Origin of the sequence: Pseudomonas abyssi (genome assembly GCF_002307495.1) — a bacterium.
Classification (GTDB): domain Bacteria; phylum Pseudomonadota; class Gammaproteobacteria; order Pseudomonadales; family Pseudomonadaceae; genus Halopseudomonas; species Halopseudomonas abyssi.
The window spans coordinates 1-18,695 of the sequence record NZ_NTMR01000019.1 but is presented as its reverse complement, the minus strand read 5'-3'; the positions used below and the strand labels follow the sequence as shown (position 1 = coordinate 18,695).

At 64.1% G+C, this 18,695-nt stretch carries 21 protein-coding genes; 7 read left to right on the top strand and 14 right to left on the bottom strand.

Annotated elements, in window-relative coordinates:
• Window positions 1-2 precede the first annotated feature (2 nt).
• The 4 genes from CNQ84_RS14235 to CNQ84_RS14220 are packed head-to-tail and all read left to right on the top strand — an operon-like array spanning window position 3 to window position 3,293.
• Window positions 3-1,544: an ABC transporter ATP-binding protein gene (locus CNQ84_RS14235; RefSeq protein WP_096005511.1), complete on the top strand. Its 1,542-nt coding sequence runs from the start codon at window positions 3-5 to the stop codon at window positions 1,542-1,544.
• Window positions 1,541-2,215: a cysteine hydrolase family protein gene (locus tag CNQ84_RS14230; RefSeq protein ID WP_096005510.1), complete on the top strand. Its 675-nt coding sequence runs from the start codon at window positions 1,541-1,543 to the stop codon at window positions 2,213-2,215. The genes CNQ84_RS14235 and CNQ84_RS14230 overlap by 4 nt, the downstream gene beginning before the upstream one ends.
• Window positions 2,208-2,600 (top strand): oxalurate catabolism protein HpxZ, encoded by a 393-nt coding sequence (hpxZ, locus tag CNQ84_RS14225; protein WP_096005509.1) that lies wholly within the window; start codon window positions 2,208-2,210, stop codon window positions 2,598-2,600. Before CNQ84_RS14230 ends, hpxZ begins: the two co-directional genes overlap by 8 nt.
• A 6-nt stretch (window positions 2,601-2,606) precedes the next feature.
• Entirely contained in the window at window positions 2,607-3,293 is a 687-nt protein-coding gene (locus CNQ84_RS14220) for a GntR family transcriptional regulator (RefSeq protein WP_096005508.1), read from the top strand.
• Window positions 3,294-3,355: 62 nt separating this feature from the next.
• On the opposite strand, the gene atzD is transcribed toward CNQ84_RS14220, so the two are convergent.
• From atzD to CNQ84_RS14175, 9 genes are read right to left on the bottom strand one after another with little or no spacing between them, the layout of a single operon-like run.
• A complete protein-coding gene (gene atzD, locus CNQ84_RS14215; RefSeq protein WP_096005507.1) occupies window positions 3,356-4,450 on the bottom strand; it encodes a cyanuric acid amidohydrolase in 1,095 nt (364 codons plus the stop codon).
• 23 nt (window positions 4,451-4,473) lie between these two features.
• Window positions 4,474-4,899 (bottom strand): DUF3830 family protein, encoded by a 426-nt coding sequence (locus tag CNQ84_RS14210; protein ID WP_096005506.1) that lies wholly within the window; start codon window positions 4,897-4,899, stop codon window positions 4,474-4,476.
• Between the two features lie 14 nt (window positions 4,900-4,913).
• Window positions 4,914-5,513, bottom strand: coding sequence for an LOG family protein (locus CNQ84_RS14205; protein ID WP_096005505.1), 600 nt, complete (start codon window positions 5,511-5,513; stop codon window positions 4,914-4,916).
• The gene (locus tag CNQ84_RS14200; protein WP_096005504.1) at window positions 5,510-6,292 is read right to left on the bottom strand and encodes an ABC transporter permease; all 783 of its coding nucleotides are present in this window, start codon (window positions 6,290-6,292) and stop codon (window positions 5,510-5,512) included. Before CNQ84_RS14200 ends, CNQ84_RS14205 begins: the two co-directional genes overlap by 4 nt.
• On the bottom strand, window positions 6,289-7,158 hold the full coding sequence (locus CNQ84_RS14195) for an ABC transporter ATP-binding protein (protein WP_096005503.1): 870 nt from the start codon (window positions 7,156-7,158) through the stop codon (window positions 6,289-6,291). Before CNQ84_RS14195 ends, CNQ84_RS14200 begins: the two co-directional genes overlap by 4 nt.
• A 59-nt stretch (window positions 7,159-7,217) precedes the next feature.
• Window positions 7,218-8,666 carry an allantoinase AllB gene (gene allB, locus CNQ84_RS14190; RefSeq protein ID WP_096005502.1) on the bottom strand — a complete coding sequence of 483 codons (1,449 nt, stop codon included), beginning with the start codon at window positions 8,664-8,666 and terminating at the stop codon, window positions 7,218-7,220.
• A 9-nt stretch (window positions 8,667-8,675) separates the two neighbouring features.
• Entirely contained in the window at window positions 8,676-9,467 is a 792-nt protein-coding gene (locus CNQ84_RS14185; RefSeq protein ID WP_096005501.1) for an SDR family NAD(P)-dependent oxidoreductase, read from the bottom strand.
• Between the two features lie 16 nt (window positions 9,468-9,483).
• A complete protein-coding gene (locus CNQ84_RS14180) occupies window positions 9,484-10,527 on the bottom strand; it encodes an ABC transporter substrate-binding protein (RefSeq protein ID WP_096005500.1) in 1,044 nt (347 codons plus the stop codon).
• Window positions 10,528-10,529: 2 nt separating this feature from the next.
• Window positions 10,530-11,327, bottom strand: a complete 798-nt coding sequence (locus CNQ84_RS14175) for a cysteine hydrolase family protein (protein ID WP_096005499.1) — start codon at window positions 11,325-11,327, stop codon at window positions 10,530-10,532.
• A 292-nt stretch (window positions 11,328-11,619) separates the two neighbouring features.
• On the opposite strand from CNQ84_RS14175, the gene CNQ84_RS14170 reads away from it, so the two are divergent.
• From CNQ84_RS14170 to CNQ84_RS14160, 3 genes are all read left to right on the top strand, one after another.
• Window positions 11,620-12,507: a LysR family transcriptional regulator gene (locus tag CNQ84_RS14170; protein ID WP_096005498.1), complete on the top strand. Its 888-nt coding sequence runs from the start codon at window positions 11,620-11,622 to the stop codon at window positions 12,505-12,507.
• Between the two features lie 65 nt (window positions 12,508-12,572).
• Window positions 12,573-13,388, top strand: a complete 816-nt coding sequence (gene thiM / locus CNQ84_RS14165) for a hydroxyethylthiazole kinase (RefSeq protein ID WP_096005497.1) — start codon at window positions 12,573-12,575, stop codon at window positions 13,386-13,388.
• Window positions 13,389-13,414: 26 nt separating this feature from the next.
• A complete protein-coding gene (locus CNQ84_RS14160) occupies window positions 13,415-13,822 on the top strand; it encodes a PaaI family thioesterase (protein ID WP_096005496.1) in 408 nt (135 codons plus the stop codon).
• Window position 13,823: 1 nt separating this feature from the next.
• Here the strand turns inward: CNQ84_RS14160 and arsJ are convergent, their stop codons facing one another.
• The 5 genes from arsJ to CNQ84_RS14135 are packed head-to-tail and all read right to left on the bottom strand — an operon-like array spanning window position 13,824 to window position 18,228.
• On the bottom strand, window positions 13,824-15,047 hold the full coding sequence (gene arsJ, locus CNQ84_RS14155; protein WP_096005495.1) for an organoarsenical effux MFS transporter ArsJ: 1,224 nt from the start codon (window positions 15,045-15,047) through the stop codon (window positions 13,824-13,826).
• Window positions 15,048-15,059: 12 nt separating this feature from the next.
• The gene (locus CNQ84_RS14150; protein WP_096005494.1) at window positions 15,060-16,064 is read right to left on the bottom strand and encodes an ArsJ-associated glyceraldehyde-3-phosphate dehydrogenase; all 1,005 of its coding nucleotides are present in this window, start codon (window positions 16,062-16,064) and stop codon (window positions 15,060-15,062) included.
• A gap of 22 nt (window positions 16,065-16,086) precedes the next feature.
• Window positions 16,087-17,109 carry an ACR3 family arsenite efflux transporter gene (arsB, locus tag CNQ84_RS14145; RefSeq protein ID WP_096005493.1) on the bottom strand — a complete coding sequence of 341 codons (1,023 nt, stop codon included), beginning with the start codon at window positions 17,107-17,109 and terminating at the stop codon, window positions 16,087-16,089.
• A gap of 9 nt (window positions 17,110-17,118) precedes the next feature.
• Complete coding sequence (gene arsH / locus CNQ84_RS14140; protein WP_096005492.1) at window positions 17,119-17,835, bottom strand: arsenical resistance protein ArsH; 717 nt, start codon at window positions 17,833-17,835, stop codon at window positions 17,119-17,121.
• 21 nt (window positions 17,836-17,856) lie between these two features.
• Complete coding sequence (locus CNQ84_RS14135) at window positions 17,857-18,228, bottom strand: metalloregulator ArsR/SmtB family transcription factor (RefSeq protein WP_096005491.1); 372 nt, start codon at window positions 18,226-18,228, stop codon at window positions 17,857-17,859.
• Window positions 18,229-18,695: the final 467 nt, after the last annotated feature.

Here is an 18,695-nt window from a genome sequence, read left to right as displayed (position 1 = left end):
GCATGCGAGCCCTGAGTCTGGAAACCATCGGCGCCGGCAAGGTCTTCGGCAATTTTCGCGCGCTGGACAACGTCTCCATGCGTGTGCGCCCCGGCACGGTACACGCGCTGCTGGGTGAAAACGGTGCCGGCAAGAGCACGCTGGTCAAGGGTATCGTTGGCTATGGTCCGCTGGATGAGGGCAGTGTGCTGGTGGGCGGCAAGGAACAAAGTATCCAGTCGCCGCGTGACTCCCACTCCCTCGGCATCGGCATGGTCTACCAGCACTTTACCGTGGCGCCGGGGCTCAGCGTGGCGGAAAACCTGGTGCTGTCACGGGGCGAACTGCCGTGGGCCATCGACTGGAAGCAGGAACGCGCAGCGCTCGATGCCTTTATGGCCAGAATGCCGTTCAAGCTGGATATCGAGCGGGCAGTCAGTTCGCTCGCGGCGGGCGAGAAGCAGAAGCTGGAGATTCTCAAGCAGCTGTATCTGGATCGCCGTTTCATCATTCTTGACGAGCCGACCTCGGTACTGACCCCGCAGGAGGCCGAAGAAGTGCTCGGCCTGATGCAGCAACTGGCCCATGCCGGCGAGCTGTCTGTGCTGATGATTACCCACAAGTTCGGCGAAGTGATGCGTTTTGCCGACGATGTCACTGTACTGCGGCGCGGGCAGCTGGTCGGCAGCAAGGCGGTAGCCGATACCGATGAGGCCGAGCTGTCGGCCTGGATGATGGGCGAGAGCCGCGAGCAAAGCACGGCACTGGAGCGGGTAGAGCATCTGGCCGAGCGTACGCCGGGTCTGGAAGTCAGCAACCTGAAGGTGGCCAATGATCGCGGCACGCTGGCGGTGCGCGGGGTATCACTGTCGGTTTTGCCGGGCGAGATTGTCGGTATTGCCGGGATTTCCGGTAACGGCCAGCGTGAATTGACCGAAGCCCTGCTGGGCCAGCGACCGGCCAGCGCCGGCGAGGTGCGTGTCAACGGCCGCCCCTACAGCGCCAGTCGCGCCGAGATGCAGCGCGAGAAAGTCTACAGTCTGCCGGAAGAGCCGCTGCGCAACGCCTGCATTGCCGGCCTTAGCGTGGCGGAAAATCTGGCGCTGCGCGACTACGATCATGCACCGCTGTGCCGCAGCGGCTGGTTGATCAATCGCAAGGCGATCCGTGAGCGAGCGCGTGAGCTGATCGGCCGCTTTCAGGTGCGCCCGAACGACCCGGATCGGCCAATCGGCACGCTGTCCGGCGGTAATGTTCAGCGTGCCGTGCTGGCGCGGGAGCTGACCGAGGACGTGGCTGTGCTGATTGTCTCCAACCCGGTATTCGGGCTGGATTTCGCCTCGGTCGAACTGATTCATCGGCGCCTGCTGGAGGCGCGCAACCGCGGCGCGGCGGTGCTGCTGCTGAGTGAAGATCTGGACGAACTGCTGGAGCTGTCGGACCGCATCCTGGTTATCCACGATGGCGAAATCAATCACCAGACAGTGCCGGCCGAGGCTGAACGGCAGGTGCTCGGCCGCTATATGGCCGGTACCGAACACAGTGCACAGCAGGTGGCAGGATGATCGAGGTAACCGCAGTACCCGATAACTTCAGCTTCGACCCGCAGCGCACCGCGCTGGTGGTTATCGACATGCAGCGCGACTTTATCGAACCGGGCGGCTTTGGCGCCGCGCTCGGCAATGACGTCACCCCGCTCGCGGCCATCATCCCGGCGGTGCAGCAATTGCTGGCGCTGGCGCGTGAGGCCGGGCTGCTGGTGATTCACACCCGGGAGTCGCACCTGCCGGACTTGTCAGACTGTCCGCCGGCCAAGCGCGCTGGCGGGCCGCCGGGCATGCAGATTGGTGATGTAGGCCCGATGGGGCGAATTCTGGTGCGCGGCGAGCCCGGCAACCAGATTCTGGAGGCCGTCGCGCCGCTGGCGGATGAGTGGGTGATCGATAAGCCCGGCAAGGGCATGTTCTATGCCACGGGCCTGCATGAGCGTCTGCAGCAGCAGGGCATCGACAGCCTGATCTTTGCTGGCGTGACCACCGAGGTTTGCGTGCAGACCAGCATGCGCGAGGCCAACGATCGCGGTTATCGCTGTCTGCTGATCGACGAAGCCACCGAAAGCTATTTCCCCGAATTCAAACAGGCCACGCTGGCCATGATTGCCGCCCAGGGCGGGATCGTTGGCCGCGTTGCGCACCTGCAGCAGCTGCAGGCAAGTCTTGGAGTGCGTCATGACTGATATCAACCTGCCCGAGGTCGTCAAACAGGTAACCGAGGCGTTTATCGACTACGAGCGGGCGTTGCTGGTCAACGAGATGGAAACGCTCGATCAGTACTTCTGGGACAGCGAACACACCGTGCGTTACGGCGTGGCCGAGAACCTGTATGGCGCGCAGGACATTGCCGCCTATCGGCGGGTGTGTGTGCCGGTCGGCCCCGGACGAGAGCTGTACAACACGGTGATCAGCACTTTTGGTGAGGACTACGCCACAGTCAGTACCCAGTTCCGTGATGGCGAAACCGCGCGCGTTGGCCGGCAGATGCAGACCTGGGCGCGGATCGACGGGCGCTGGCAGGTCGTCGCAGCGCATGTCAGTATCGACCTGTCTTCTCTTCAGGAATGAGCGCAGATGGCGCAATCGCAGGCTGTTTCCCTGGCCGATCAGGTCTACCAGCGGGTCAAGCAGGATATCTTTGATTTCGTCCTGCTGCCCCACGACCGTTTCAGCGAAAACCAGATAGCAGAGCGCTACGAGGTGTCACGTACGCCCGTACGCGAAGCGCTGTATCGGTTGGAGCGCGAGGGTTATCTGGAAGTCGGCCTGCGCCGCGGCTGGTCGGTCAAGCCGCTGGATTTCGAGCGTATCGACGAGCTCTACGAGGTGCGCATCAGTCTGGAATGCGCGGCACTGGACCGGCTGTGTGCTGCTGAAGACTTGCGTCAGGTGCTGGAACCCTTGATGAGCGTGTGGGTGGTAGCGCCGGACGAGCGGCAAGCGGGTATGCAGGTCATGGCGGAGCTGGATGAGCAGTTTCACTTCGAGCTGCTGCGTCTGGCCGGGAACCGCGAGGCCGCGCGCATTCATCAGGAAGTCTGCGAGCGCATCCGCATCGTGCGGCGTCTGGATTTCTATCAGGCGCAGCGCATCGAAAAGACCTACGAAGAACACGCCGACATCCTCAAGGCGCTCGCCGCCCGGCGGCGCGATGAGGCCAGGCGTCTGCTGCGCGCGCACATCGAACACAGCCGCCAGGAAGTGCACAAGATCAGCCTGTCGATGCTGGAAGCGGCACGGCGTACCTACCGCGGCGATTAAGCTGCAGCCAAGAGCAACAGGAAAGCCCCGCCGATGCGAGGCTTGGTGTTTCAGCCCCGCGTTCAGGTGCGCAGAATCAGTGCCAGCGGGCCGCCGCCGTTGGGGCCTTGATGCTCTGCACCGCCGGAAACGAACAGCCGGGTATCACCCAGCCGACCGGCCAGCACACCACCGACCAGCGAGCGCGCGTGGCGCGAGCCGTTGATGTCGCTGTCATCACTCATGACGTGGCGGTTGCCGCGAATCTCGCCGGAGGCCGAAGGCTCGGCCTTGACCAGCAGGCCGGCAAGGTTGTCGGCGGTGATGGTCAGCTGCGCGCCACCGGGCATGCTGGCCAGCGCGCGGTCGATAGCGGCGGTATCCAGGGCGTCTTCCATCACCGCGTGACCAATGCGGTAGGCCGGGTCCCAGCCGGCGGCGTTGCCCAGCACCAGCACTTCATTGCGCAGCAACTCGATACCGGCAGACGTGCTGGCACGGGTGGAGTAGAGCGACCAGTCGCTGCAGATTTTCTCGTTGCTGAGCTGTTCTTCCATCAGGTCGCCCAGGGCCACGGCCACGCCCAGCGCCGAGGCGCCGCGCGAATAGCCCATCGACTCGTAGGTGTCGTAACAGGCGGTGGTGTGCCCCCGGCTGGCGGCTTCGCTGATACGTGAAGCGGTCAGCAGCGGACATTTGATCTGCACAAAATGCACGTCGTCCTCGTGCCGGATACCGGCGCTGGCCATCGCCCGCGTCACGGCATCGCGGGTTTCATTGACTTGCTCCAGGCGGCCAATTTCTTCCGGCTTGAAGTCGCGGGTAAAGGCGACGCCAGCGGCGAGACCCGGCAGGCTGTAGTCGGCATTCTGCTCGCTGGCGTCGACTTCGAATACCAGCCAGTGCGGACTCAGGCCGCCTTCGGTGCCGCCGGACATGACGAAGGCGATGCGCTCCTCGACCTTGGCCTCGGACAGGGTCAGCTGCTGGGCAAAGAAACGGCGCAGGGTGCTGGTGGCAAAGGCACGGGTGAAGTCGTTGACGCAGCCATTGCCTTCGGTCTTGCCAAGCACGGCAATGACGCGGGTGGGATCGATCTGGCCTTGGCTGATGGCTTGGGCCAGGGTAGAGATATCGTCCGGCGCGCTGGCGCTCAGACGGGTGACGCGCGTTTTCATGATGGGTACCTTATTCGAGAGTGTCAGTCGAGTTCGAAGCTGATGTCCTGGGCGCCTTCCCAGAGGGTTTTCAGACCGAGGGCGCGGAGGTTTTCCCGGCCTTCGATGATGGTCAGAAAGTGGTTGCCGGCCAGTTGTCCGAGCTTGCTGGAGAAGCTGCAGGCGCCGTAGGCCATGATGATCTCGGTCTCGCTGTAACCACCGGGATAAAACAGCACGTCGCCGACCGAGGGGTGGCTGGTGTGGTTTTCGAAGCCGATAAGCTGCTCGCCGTTTTTGAGCTGATAGTCGCCCAGCGGCACCCAGGCGCCTTCACCGCTCCAGCGTACGTGGATCAGCTTCTGGTGATAGGGCAGCAGCTTGAGAAAGGCGGCCACGGTGTCGGGGGCGTCGGGGTGGCACTCGGCAATAAAGTCGAAGCCGCCGGCGCTGATCTTGATGCGGGTCATGGGGTTTCCTTGGGTCAGGAGCCGGGCTGGCCGATCCATTTGGTGACGGTGGGGGCTTGCCATTGGTCGATCTGCTCAAGCGCTTTGAGCGGGTCGGCTTCAAGAATCAGCATGTCGCAGTGCTCGATCTTCATGAAGCCTTCAGTCGTGGCGTGCAGCAGCAAGGCGCGCAGCGGGGCAAAAAAATCGCGCACGTTGAGGCAGGCCAGCGCCTTCTGGTGCTCGGCCAGCTGGGTCAGAGTGGCGACCTCAAACAGCTCTTCCAGCGTGCCCAGGCCGCCGGGCAGGGCGACAAAGGCATCGGCCAGCTCGGCCATGCGTGCCTTGCGCTCACGCATGCCGGAGACCACCTCGTGCCGGGTCAGGCCCGGATGCAGGTGGCCGCGCTCACGCAGGCGTTCGGTGATCACGCCGATCACCTCGCCGCCGGCGGCCAGGGCGGCATCGGCCACCACGCCCATCAGGCCCTTGGTGGTGCCGCCGTAGACCATGGTCTGACCGCGCTCGGCAATCGCCTGCCCGAGCTTTTTGGCTTGTTCGATATAGTCCTCATGGCTGCCGAAGTTGGAGCCGGAGAACACGGCAATACTGTTGATTGATGGGTTGCGGTTCATGCGGCCTCCGAGCCTTTGCCACGTTGGGTCCAGCTGGTGAAACGGTTCTCAAGCAGAGCAGAGACGGAGTACAGGGCGACGCCCAGGGCAGCCAGAATGAACAGCCCGGCAAACACCAAGGGGACGTCAAAGTTGCCGCTGGCAATCATCATCACGTTGCCGATGCCCTTGTTGGAGGCCACGGTTTCCGCCAGTACGGTGCCGATGAAGGCCGAGGTCAGGGCGATCTTCAGCGAGGCGAACAGATAGGGCAGGGTGCGCGGCAGACCGACGTTCCAGAGAATGTCGCGCTTCTTGGCGCCGAGTACGCGCAGCACGTCTTCCAGCTCCGGCTCGGTGGTCGCCAGACCGGTTGCCACGTTGACTACCACCGGGAAGATGCCGATGACCATCGAGGTCAGAATCGCCGGGATGGTGCCCGAGCCAAACCAGACCACGAAGATCGGCACCACTGCGACCTTGGGAATGCTGGAAAAGCCGACCAGCAATGGATAGGCGATATCGTAGGCGACCCGGGAGGAGCCGATGATCACGCCAATCAGCAGGCCGATGAACACACCGAGAAAGAAGCCGATGAGGGTGGTCATCAGCGTCTGCTGGGTGTGTGGCCAGAGGATCGGCATCTTGTCGATCAGCACGGCGGCGATCTGGCTGGGTACCGGTAGCACCAGCTCGGAAACACCGAGCAGACGGCAGAGCACTTCCCAGAGCAGGAAGAAACCGATCATCGCGGAGAACGACAGCAGGTTGCGCCGCCAGCGCGGCAGGGGCTTGTTCATACGGACACCTCTTCAAGCGGACGACTGGCTGCGGGAGTCTGCGAGCTGCCGGGCGCGCGCGCCTCGGCGATGCTCATGCGCAGTTGCTGCACCAGGGTGGTGAAGTCCGGCTGGTAGCTGGATTCCAGCGTGCGCGGCCGGGCGAAGGTCACGCGCTGGTCTTCGATGATGCGGCCGGGGCGTGAACTCATGACGCAGATGCGGCTGGCCAGATAGGCCGACTCGCGCAGGTCGTGGGTCACCAGCAACACGGTCGGGCGGCGGTTGATCCACAGGTCTTGCATGGTGTCCCACAGCTCTTCGCGGGTGAACTGGTCTAGCGCTCCGAAGGGCTCGTCGAGCAGCAGGATGTCGGGCTCATGCACCAGCGCCCGGCACAGGGACGCGCGCTGCAGCATGCCGCCGGACAACTGCCAGGGGCGCTTGTTGCCAAAACCGGCCAGGCCGACCTGCTCCAGCAGCGCCTCGGCGCGTTCGCGGAACTCGCCCTTGCGCTTGCGCCGATAGTCCTGGCGGAACGGCTCGACGATCTTCAGCGGGATCATTACGTTATCCAGAATGCTCAGCCACGGCAGCATGGTCGGGTTCTGGAAGGCCAGGCCCAGGCGCTTGGCGTGGCTGCCGATGGCGCCCACTTCACGGCCACCGACAATCGCGGCACCGGCGGTCGGCTCCAGCAGGCCGGCGACCAGTTTGAGAATGGTGGACTTGCCGCAGCCGCTGGGGCCGACCAGGGCAACAAAATCGCCCTTGTCGATGCGCAGGGTGGTGTTGTCCAGCGCCACGACATTACCGCCGTAACGCACGGTCACGTCGGACAGCTCGATCATCGGACGTTGGGCACTGGCTGATGGGGTGTCACTCATGGCTTGCTCCTGTTGCACGGCCCCGGCGTCGTGCGCCGGGGCTGTCATGGGCCAGCGGCTCACCGCCGCGGCTCCGCGGTCGGGCGCACGCCTTCAGGTGTGCTCAGGATTGCGTCCGTGTAGTGCTCGGTGTTCTGCGGACGCGGCGTCGGCATCTGCTGAATGGCCTTGACCGAGCGCCCCCAGCCGGCGGTCTCGGTGACCAGCTCGCCGTTGCGCATGACAAACTTGCCGCGCACCAGCGTGTGCAGCGGGTAGCCCTTGACCGGGCGGCCATGCCAGGGCGAAATCTTGCTGGTGCTGTGCAGCTGGTTCTCCGAGAGGATGCCGCTGCGCTGCATATCGACAATGGCGATATCGGCATCGGCGCCGGGGGTGATCACGCCTTTCTTGCCGTAGATGCCCCAGGCCTTGGCCGGGCTGACCGAACTCCAGCGCACGTAATCCATCAGGCTGGCGCGTTCGCGGTTCACCTCGGTGAGCATCAGCGCCATCTGCGTCTCGATGCCGGGGAAGCCGCAATCACACTCCCAGATGTTCTCGCGGGTCTTTTCTTCCGGGGCGTGCGGCGCGTGGTCGGTGGCGATCATGTCGATGGTGCCGTCCATCAGCGCATCCCACAGCGGCTGGTTGTGGCGGGGTTCGCGGATCGGCGGGTTCAGGCGCAGGATGCCGCCCAGCCGGTCGCTATGGTCGGTGTTGAGCAGCAGGTACTGCGGGCAGGTCTCAACGGTCACGTCCACGCCGCGGCGCTTGGCTTCACGAATCAGAAACAGCGAGTCGGCGGCGCTGTGGTGGGCGATGTGTACACGCGCGCCGGTCCACTCGGCCAGGGTCAGCACGCGGCCGATGGCCTCGATCTCGGCCACCACCGGGCGCGCGGCGAGGTGCGCCAGGGCGTCGATACGCCCGGCGTCCTGCATGCGCTTCTGACGACGGGAGAGAATGGACGAGTTTTCCGCGTGTACCACGGTACGAATACCCAGTGGCGCCAGCTTCTCGAAGCCTTCCAGCAGCGCGCCGTCGGTGGGTGCCGGCAGGTTGCCGAAGGTATTGCCGACAAACGCCTTGAAGCTGGTACAGCCGGCGTCGACCAGCTCTTCCAGGTGGCCGACGGTGTCGTCCCCCAGCAGGCCGTGAATACCGTAATCAACGTAGGACGACTCGGCGGCTTTCTGCTTCATGCGCAGGGCTTCGATGGTGCCGGTCGGCGGGTTGGTGTTGGGCATGTCGAACACGGTGGTCACGCCTCCGCAGGCGGCAGCCGCCGAACCGGTCTTCCAGGTTTCCTTATGGGCGTAGCCCGGATCGCGGAAGTGCACATGGCTGTCGATGGCGCCCGGCAGCAGGAACAGGCCATCAGCCTGTAGGACTTCGCGGGCAGAGGGCATCAGTTCATCGCGGCCGACGGCGACAATCTTCTCGCCGTCAATCGCGACCGAGGCTTCGATAATCTGGTGGTCTGATACCACGCGGGCGCCGCGGATCAGCAGGTCAACTTGGTTCATAGGGTTCTCCTAAAGCATGGCCCAGCCGCCATCGACCGGGAGGTCGACGCCGGTGATCTGGCGGGAAACGTCGCTGCCGAGAAACAGGCAGGCATTGGCAACATCCTGGTCGGTGGAGACGCGCTTGAGCGCGTAGTCGGCGGCGTGGCGCGTGGCGGCTTCTTCCGGGCTGATATCCAGCTGGGCGGCCATGTTGGCGCACACCTTGTCGCGAAAGCGCGGGCCGTCAACCATGCCGGGGGCGACGCAGTTGACGTTGATACCGTGCGGGCCGGCCTCCAGCGCAAAGCTCTTGGTAATACCGCGCAGGCCCCACTTGGAGGCGGAATAGGCCATGCGGCCGGCGCGGCCGCGCATGCCGAAGGTGCCGCCAACGTTGACGATCTTGCCGCTGCCCTGTTCGATCATGGCGGGCATGACCGCGCGCATGGTGTTGAAACAGCCGGTCATGTTGAGCTGAACGATCTCGTCGAACTCGCTCTGGGTGGTCTCCCAGCCGGTCTTGCCGATCGGGCCGGAGCCGCCCGCCACGTTGACCAGCACGTCGATGCGGCCGAAGCAGTCCAGTGCCGCCGCCGCAAGGGCCTCGGCATCGGTACTGTGGGTCATGTCGCAGCGCACTACTTCTACCTCGCGGCCCAGTTCCGCCACTTCCCGGGCGACTGGGGCGATGGCGTCCAGATCGCGCCCGGCCAGCACCAGTCGGGCACCTTCGCGGGCGAAGGCCAGGGTGACGGCGCGGCCCATGCCCTTGGCCGGGCCGGTGATGACAACGACTTTGTCCTGCAGATCAAGGTTCATCAATGTCTCCCGTTGCTCAGAGTTCGCTCGGGCGGTCAGCCCGTGCCGGCAGGAAGCTGCGGTCGAAAATCTGGGTCGGGGCCGGCGCGTTCTCCAACTGGTTGGCCTTGACCACGATGTCGATGTTCTTTTGCAGGCGATCGTCGTTGACGTCACCCAGGCCGATGTCGGCAATTTCCGGGTGGCTCATGTCGTTGCGTACGGTGGTCAGCATCTTGTCGGTTTCCACTTCGCGGTTGAGCAGCGGCTCACGGCGCATCAGCGCGTCGATCGCTTCCTCGGGGTTGGCTACCGCGTCCTGAATGGCCTGGTTGATGGCGGCCACAAAGCCACGCACGGCGTCTGGATGCTCGGCGATAAACTCCTGGGAGAAGAAGATCGAGTTGGAGTACAGGTCCATGCCGTGATCGCCGTAGCGGATAAAGCGCAGTTGCTCATCCGGGTTGATGCCCATGCCCTTGGCGCTGAAGCTGATGGTGGTGATGTAGCCGAAGGCGGCGTCGATCTGGCCGCGCATCAGCAGTTGCTCACGCAGGTTGGGCGCCATGTTGTTGATGGTGACCTTGGACTGGTCGATACCGGTCATCTCGGCGAAGGCCGGGAACAGCTTCAGTGCCGCGTCGTTGGCCGGTGCGCCGACGATCTTGCCTTCCAGATCCTGCGGTTCAGTGATCGGGCTGTCGCTTTTCACCGCGATGACGAACGGCGGGGTGTTGTAGATCATGTAGACGCCCACAGGCGCGCGCTCAGGCTGGGTCGAGGCCAGCTGGATCAGCGCATTGGTGTCGCCAAAGCCGGCATCGTAGACGCCGGAGGCGACCTTCGGAATGGACGCGGCCGAGCCTTCACCCTGGTCGATGGTGACGTTGAGGTCGTGCTCCTTGAAGTAGCCCTTGTCTTCGGCGAGGAAGAACCAGGCCTGGGCACCTTCGTATTTCCAGTTGAGTACCAGATCGATATCGGTTGCGGCCTGCGCGCTGGCAGAGGCCAGCAGGCCGAGTCCGAGACTGAGGGCGGTGAGGGTGTTGGCCAGGCGTGGCCGACGAGCTTTCGATGACATGGTCATGACTCCTGTTGCATTGAGGTGAGAGCGGTATTGAGCGCAGCGGCCGTGGCGACAAAGCCGTGGCACTGGGCGACGAGAAAATGAATGGCGCGGCTGACATAGGCCGGGGAGGGCGTTGAGCAGGCGTCGCGCAGCAGCACGCAGTCGTAGCCGAGGAAGGCCGCATCCTGCAGGGACGAAAACACGCAGCGGTCGGTATTGATGCCGGCGAACAGCAGGCTGGTGATGCCCTGCGCGCGCAGGATGCTGTCCAGCTCGTTATCCCAGAAGCCGCTGAGGCGGTGCTTGTACACCTGGATATCGGCGGGCTCGATCTTCAGCTCGCTGACCACCTCCGCGCCCCAGGTTCCCTGCACCAGTGCCGGGCCGTGATCGATTGGCGAATGCTCGCCGTAGCCCACGCCGCTGGCGCTGCGCTTGCCGACGAAATGCACTACCGGCGGCAGGTTCAGCCGGTCAGCGCGGATGCCCCAGTTGAGCCAGATAACCCGGCCACCGGCAGCGCGCCAGGCCGGCAGCAGGCGTCGCAGACGCGGGATGGGGCGCCGTGTTGCCTGCATGCTGGCCCCTTTTTGGGCAAACCAGCCTTCGGGGTGGCAGAAGTCGTTCTGCATATCCACCACCACCAGTGCGCTGGTGCCGATATCCAGCTCCAGGTTGCCCTGGTCGCTGGTGAACAGCAGCGGCCTTGGCCTGTGGGCTGGACGCAGCAGGCTGGTAACACCGTAATGCTGGTGCCAGGCGTTGTCGGGGTGGGGCCCGTAGGCCACGGGAGTGCCGGGAGTCTTTTTCATGCTGGCAGACGATGCAGCGCACATGCCATGAGTGACTATCAAATGTCGCTTTTTCGCGTGCGTTGCGTTGCCGATACGGCAACGGATATGCTGGCGCAAGGATGCCATCTGGCCCTCGGCAAATCGCTTGCGTGCAGGGGTTGGTGCTTTGGCCGCCGGGTTCGCGCGCCGCCACGTCTGTAGCGGAGCGGTGGCTGCGCCGGGTGCGCGGCCTTTGCACCGCCCGCGGGCAGGTTTCTGCACCGCTGCGGTGCTCGACGGGGCCGTGCTGGTCCGCATGACAGGAGCTGATATGAATCATCTGCGCTTTCTGCACTACCTGGATGAAGTGGCCAGAGTGGGCTCGATCCGTCAGGCTGCCGAGCGTCTGCACGTCGCGCCGTCGGCGGTGAATCGCCGTATTCAGGACCTGGAAGACGAACTGGGTACACCACTGTTCGAGCGTCTGCCGAGGGGCATGCGGCTGACGGCGGCCGGCGAGCTGTTTGTGCATTACATCCGCAGCCGGGCTGCGCATCTGGAGCAGGTGCGCTCCGAGATCGAGGACCTGCAGGGGCTGCGCCGCGGCCGGGTGCGGATCGTCGTCAGTCAGGCCGCCGCGGGCAGCTACCTGCCGGAACGCATCGCCGGCTTTCGGCAGCAGCATCCGCTGGTGGAGTTTCAGGTGCAGGTGGGCGATCACCACCGGGCGCTGGATGCGCTGCGCACCTTTGAGTCTGACCTGGCGTTCATCTTCCATCTGACGCCGGAGGCGGATATCGAGCGCTTGTACGATGTCGCCCAACCGCTGTGCGTGGTCATGCATCGCAGTCATCCGCTGGCGGCGGAGCCGGGGCGGGTCAGCCTGCGCCAGTGCCTGGACTATCCGGTGGTGCTGCCCGGCCGGGACACTGCCGGCCGTCAGCTGCTGGATACCTATCTGGCCCGGCGCTCGATCAAGCTGCGGGCGCTGATCGAGAGCAACAGCTTCGAGTTTCTGCTGGGTTACCTGCGCTACGAGCAGGCGCTGAGTTTTCAGATACAGATTGGTGTGCCCAGCGTGGGTGGCGAGCTGGTCAGTCGGGAGATTGCTGACCGTGGCTTTCCGTCGGCCAATATGGTGCTGGCTTGCCTGCAGAATCGGCAGTTGCCGGTGGTGGCGTATGCCTTTGCCGAGTACCTGCGCAACTCGGCCGTGTGAGGCGGCGGATTGCCGGGCGAGCCGGTGGTAGAGTGCAGCCTGACAGTCAGGGCCGGAGAGAAGGCATGAGCCTGCAGAATACGCAGCTGAACGACAGCTGGACCTTGTATCAACGCCTGCGCGAACAGACCCCGCTGGTGCAGTGCATTACCAATTACGTGGCGATGAACATGACCGCCAACGTACTGCTGGCTGCCGGCGCGTCGCCGGCGATGGTGCACTGCGCCGAGGAATCCGGTGAGTTTGCGGCGCTGGCATCAGCCTTGAGTATCAATATGGGCACGCCCTCGCCGCAGTGGGCTGAAGGTATGCACGCGGCCATCGCCGGCGCTCAGGCGGCCGGGGTGCCCTGGGTGCTTGATCCGGTGGCGCACGCGGCAACCGGGTTTCGCCGCCAGCTGGTGACCGCGCTTTTGGCCCGGCGGCCAACGGCCATTCGCGGCAATGCCTCGGAGATCATCGCGCTGGCCGGTGCCAGTGGGCAGGGCCGGGGCATGGATAGCGGCGACAGCGTAGAGAGCGCTGCCGAGGCCGCCCGTCAGCTGGCGCGCGCGCAGGGTTGTGTGGTGCTGGTGACCGGTGAGGTCGACCTGGCGACCGATGGCCAGCGCAGCCAGCGCATCGAGGGCGGCAGTGCACTGATGCCGCAGGTGACTGCCATGGGCTGCGCACTCAGTGCCCTGCTTGCCGGTTTTATTGGCGTTGCGCCGGGGCAAACGCTGGCTGCTGCGGTGGCCGCCGCCCAGGTGTTTGCGGCTGCCGGTCTTAAGGCCGAGCAGCATGCCCAAGGCCCCGGCAGCTTCCTGCCAGCCTTTCTTGATGCGTTGCACTTGCTGCAACTGAGTGATCTGCAGCGCTGCCCGGTCAGCGAACAGCCCTGATACCGCAGTCTGATGACGGAGTAGCGATGGTTTCCAAGGACGAGTTGCAGCGGTTTTTCGATGCGGAGTTTCCGCACTCCCGCTTTGATATCGAATCGCTGGGCGAGCGCATGGCGGTGATCCGCAAGCCCATCACTGGCGCGCACCTGCGCCCGGGCGGCACGGTGTCGGGTCCGGTGCTGATGGAAGTCGCGGACGCCGCCCTGTACGTGGCGTTGCTGGGCACCTTGGGGCTGGTGGCGCTGGCGGTGACCACCAACCTGAACATCAACTTTATGCGTAAGCCGCGTGCGGACCGCGACGTCATCGCCGAATGCCGCCTGCTGAAAGTGGGCAAGACCATGGTGATTGGCGAGGTCTCGCTGTATTCCGACGGCGAGCCTGAGCCGGTCGCCCACGCCACCGGCACGTATGCGATTCCGCCGGCGCGTTGATTCACCCGGCGCTCGACGACACCTGACGCGGCAACCCCAGCGAAATCAACGCGGCCAGCAGCACAAAGGCACTGGAGATCCACAGGCAGGCGCCCAGGCCGTATTGCTGGTAAACCCAGCCGGACAGCAGGGTGCCGATCAGCCGCCCCATGGCGTTGGACATATAGTAGAAGCCGACATCCAGCGACACACCATCGCCCTTGGCGTAGCTGACGATCAGGTAGCTGTGCAGCGACGAGTTGATGGCGAAAATCACGCCAAACAGCAGCAGGCCGCCAATCAGCACTGCGCTGGCGTTCTGTGGCGTGAGGTGCATGCCCACGGCAATCGCAGCGGGCAGCAGGGCCAGCAGCAATGCCCAGCCGGCAGCGCTGCGCCCGCCCGGCACCTGCTGCCGGCCGGTCAGCCGTGGCGCTATCGACTGCACCAGCCCGTAGCCGATCACCCAACTGGCCATAAAGCCACCGACCAGCCAGAAGTCCCAGCCCAGCGCGCTGCTCAGGTACACCGGCAGGGCGATCACAAACCACACATCACGGGCACCGAACAGAAACAGCCGCGCTGCGGAGAGCAGGTTGATGGCGCGGCTCTTGGACAGCAGCTCCCGGAATTTGGGCTTGCCGCTGGCGCGCCCCAAGTCCTGCTTCAGCAGGCGCAGACTGATCAGCCACACCACCGCCAGCGCCATGGCCATCGCCAGCACCGCGCCGGTAAAGCCGAGCAGCACCAGCAGCGCACCACCCAGGAAAAAGCCGACGCCCTTCAGGGCATTTTTGGAGCCGGTGAGAATGGCCACCCACTTGTACAGCGTGCCTTGCTGCTGCTCAGGCACCAGCAGCTTGATGGCGCTCTTGGCGCTCATCTTGTTCAGGTCCTTGGCGATGCCGGACAGCGCCTGCGCCGCCATCACCCAGGGTACGCTGAGGACGCTGGCCGGTAGTGTCAGCATCAGCAGCGCCACCACTTGCAGCGCCAATCCCAGATTCATGGTGCGGTTCAGGCCGATGCGCGCGCCCAGCCAGCCGCCGATCAGGTTGGTGACCACGCCGAATATCTCGTAGAACAGAAACAGCGCGGCAATCTCCAGCGGCGTGTAGCCCAGACTGTGAAAATGCAGCACCACCAGCATGCGCAGCGCGCCGTCGGTCAGGGTAAAGGCCCAGTAGTTGGCGGTGACCACCAGATACTGGCGCACGGCAGCGGGCAGGCTGGACAGGGTGCGCATCTCACGAACTCCTCAGGCGTACTGGCCGACCAGCCGCGCCAACTCCACGGCGCGGTTGGCGTAACCCCACTCGTTGTCATACCAGGCGTACAGCTTGACCTGGGTCTGGTTGATCACCATGGTCGACAGCGCATCGATGATCGAGGAGCGCGGGTCGGTGCGGTAATCAATGGACACCAGCGGGCGTTCCTCATAACCGAGAATGCCGTGCAGCGGGCCGTCGGCCGCCTGCTTGAGCAGGGCGTTGACCTCGTCCACGCTGGTAGGCCGTTCAACCTCGAAGACGCAGTCGGTGAGCGAGGCATTGGCCAGCGGTACTCGCACCGCATGGCCGTTCAGGCGACCGCGCAGCTCGGGGAAGATCTCGGCAATCGCGGTGGCCGAGCCGGTGGTGGTGGGGATCAGGCTCATGCCGCTGGCGCGGGCTCGGCGCAGGTCCTTGTGCGGCTGGTCGAGAATGCTCTGGGTGTTGGTCAGGTCGTGGATGGTGGTGATCGAGCCGTGGCGAATGCCCAGCGCCTCCTGAATCACCTTGACCACCGGCGCCAGGCAGTTGGTGGTGCAGGAGGCTGCGGTGACAATGCGGTGCTGCTGCGGGTCGAAGCGGTCGTGGTTGACGCCCATGACGACATTCAGCGCCCCCGGCTCCTTGATCGGCGCGCAGGCCACCACGCGTTTGACGCCCTGATCCAGGTACGGCTGCAGGCTGGCGAGGGTCTTCATCTTGCCGCTGGCCTCGATGACCAGATCACAGTCGCTCCAGTCGGTATCGGCCAGCGCGCGATTGGCTGTCACCGCAATGGCCTTGCCGCTGATGATCAATTGCTCGCCGTTACTGCTCGCTTCGTGCTGCCAGCGGCCATGCACCGAATCGAAGTTGAGCAGGTGGGCGTGGGTTGCCGCGTCGCCCGCCGGATCATTGATGCGTACAAACTCCAGCTCCGGACAATCCCAGGCCGCGCGCAGCGCCAGCCGACCGATGCGACCAAAACCGTTGATACCTACCTTGATGCTCATAACGGACTCCTGCCTTGTGAGGTCACTCTGTGCTTGGGAACCAGTGACGGGTGCGGTTGGCGAAGGCCACCAGTGACAGCATGACCGGCACCTCGACCAGTACGCCGACCACCGTGGCCAGGGCCGCACCGGAGTGCAGCCCGAACAGCGAGATGGCGACTGCGACCGCCAGCTCAAAGAAATTGGAGGTGCCGATCATGCATGCCGGCGCTGCAATCGGGTGCGGCAGGCGCAGCTTCCAGGCGGCCAGATAAGCGACTGCAAAGATGCCGTAGGTCTGCACCAGCAGCGGAATGGCAATCAGCACGATGGTCACCGGCTGGCTCAGCAGGGTATCGGCCTGCAGGCCGAACAGCAGCGTTACGGTGCCCAGCAGCCCCAATATCGACCAGGGCTTGAGGCGCTGCAGCAGCTGCGGCAACTGCTCGGGCGCCCGGCGCTGCAGCCATTGACGGGTCAGTACGCCAGCGCCCAGCGGCAGCACCACATAGAGCAGGACCGACAGCAGCAGTGTCGCCCAGGGCACCTGAATATCGCTGACGCCCAGCAGCAGGCTGACCAGCGGTGCAAAGGCAAACACCATGATCAGATCGTTCACCGACACCTGCACCAGCGTGTAGTTGGGGTCGCCGCGGGTCAGCTGGCTCCAGACAAACACCATCGCGGTACAGGGCGCCACACCTAGCAGGATCATGCCGGCGATGTACTCGCCCGCGCTTTGCGGGTCCACCCAGTCGGCAAACAGCAGACGAAAGAACAGCCAGCCGAGCAGCGCCATGGTGAAGGGCTTGATCAGCCAGTTGACGATCAGCGTCAGCACCAGCCCGCGCGGACGTTTGCCGACATCGCGCACGGCGGCAAAGTCGATCTGCACCATCATCGGGTAAATCATCACCCAGATCAGCACCGCCACCAGCAGGTTGACGTGGGCAAACTCCAGCGCTGCGACACCGGCAAACAGGGGCGGAAACAGCGAGCCGAGCGCGACGCCAGCCGCGATGGCCAGCGCCACCCAGACACTCAACCAGCGCTCAAACAATCCCATACTGGCTCCTCAAATGCCCTGCTGATTGACGCGCGTAGACAGCTGCTCGGCGGACTCGCGCCGCTCGGAATAGCGGTCCACCAGATAGTCGCTGTGCTCGCGCAGCAACAAAGTGAATTTCACCAGTTCTTCCATGACATCCACCACCCGCTCATAGAAGGGCGAGGGGCGCATGCGCCCGGCCTCGTCAAACTCCAGAAAGGCCTTGGGCACCGACGACTGGTTGGGGATGGTGAACATGCGCATCCAGCGGCCCAGCGCACGCAGCTGGTTCACCACATTGAACGACTGCGACCCGCCACACACCTGCATGACCGCCAGCGTCTTGCCCTGGGTCGGGCGCACCGCGCCAATGCTCAGCGGCACCCAGTCGATCTGCGCCTTGAACACCGCCGTCATCGCCCCGTGACGCTCGGGCGAGCACCACACCTGGCCCTCGGACCACTGCATCAACTCGCGCAGTTCGACCACCTTGGGGTGGGTATCCGGTGCATCGTCCGGCAATGGCAGACCAGATGGATCAAAGATGCGGGCCTCGGCGCCAAAGTAGGTCAGTAGGCGAGCCGCTTCTTCGACCAGCAGCCGGCTGTAGGAGCGCTCACGGGCAGAGCCGTGCAGCAGCAGAATGCGCGGCGCATGCGTAGCGCGCAGCGGGCTGCGCAGGCGCTCCAGATCCGGGCGGGGCGCCAGGTCGATATCCAGATTGGGCAGGTCAGGGTGAGACATGCTGACTCCGATTGCAGCAATTCATGAGGTGGCCGGCGGGCAGCAGCGCGCCGCCCGCTCAGGACGATCGCCTATCTGCTCCAGCCGCTGATGATCCGGGCTCAGCCAGTGGCGATTGCTGTCCAGTGTGGTGCGCAGCAGTTGGATAACCCAGTCGGGCAGGTGAGGGTGCAAACGGTAATACACCCACTGCCCCTGCCGCCGATCCGCCAGCAATCCGCAAGTGCGCAATTGCGCCAGGTGGCGGGAAATCTTCGGCTGGCTCAGCTCCAGCGCCGACGTCAGCTCACAAACGCATAGCTCACCCTCGGCGGCAATCAGCAGCATCAGACGGGTGCGGGTCTCATCGGCCAGGCACTTGAAAACGGTGGGTGGGGTCAGGTGTTCGAGCATGGTGGTATGGGTTGGCTGTGTCTGTATATATGGTTTTTCGAATATAGTGCGTGTAAGGGGTGTGTGGCAATCGGATTTTGGCTCAATCGGATGGGGAGGGCAGGGGTGTGCGTAAAATATACGGAAATGTATATGTAATGTTGAGGTTTTCCTGGCGGGGCGGAGGATTCAGCCTAGGCGCCGGTCAGCAGGGGTTTCGGCACAGGTCGCCGGGGCCGTAGGTTGGGTGGTAGAGACGTTCGTGGGCGAAAAAAGGACGCCTTGTGGCGTCCTTTTTTATATTTTGATTTGGGGGATTTGAACCCGTTTTGGTGTTCTTGCATTACTTCTCAATATTTCGCTTTTCTTTTAATAACAGATAGATAGCTGGCTTGGTCATCTGCAATGCGCCGCAATGTTCCGCTATGTCTGCGACACTTTTTCGACATGCCGATTTTTTCGGGGTTGGCCGCCTCAAGTTCCAAGTG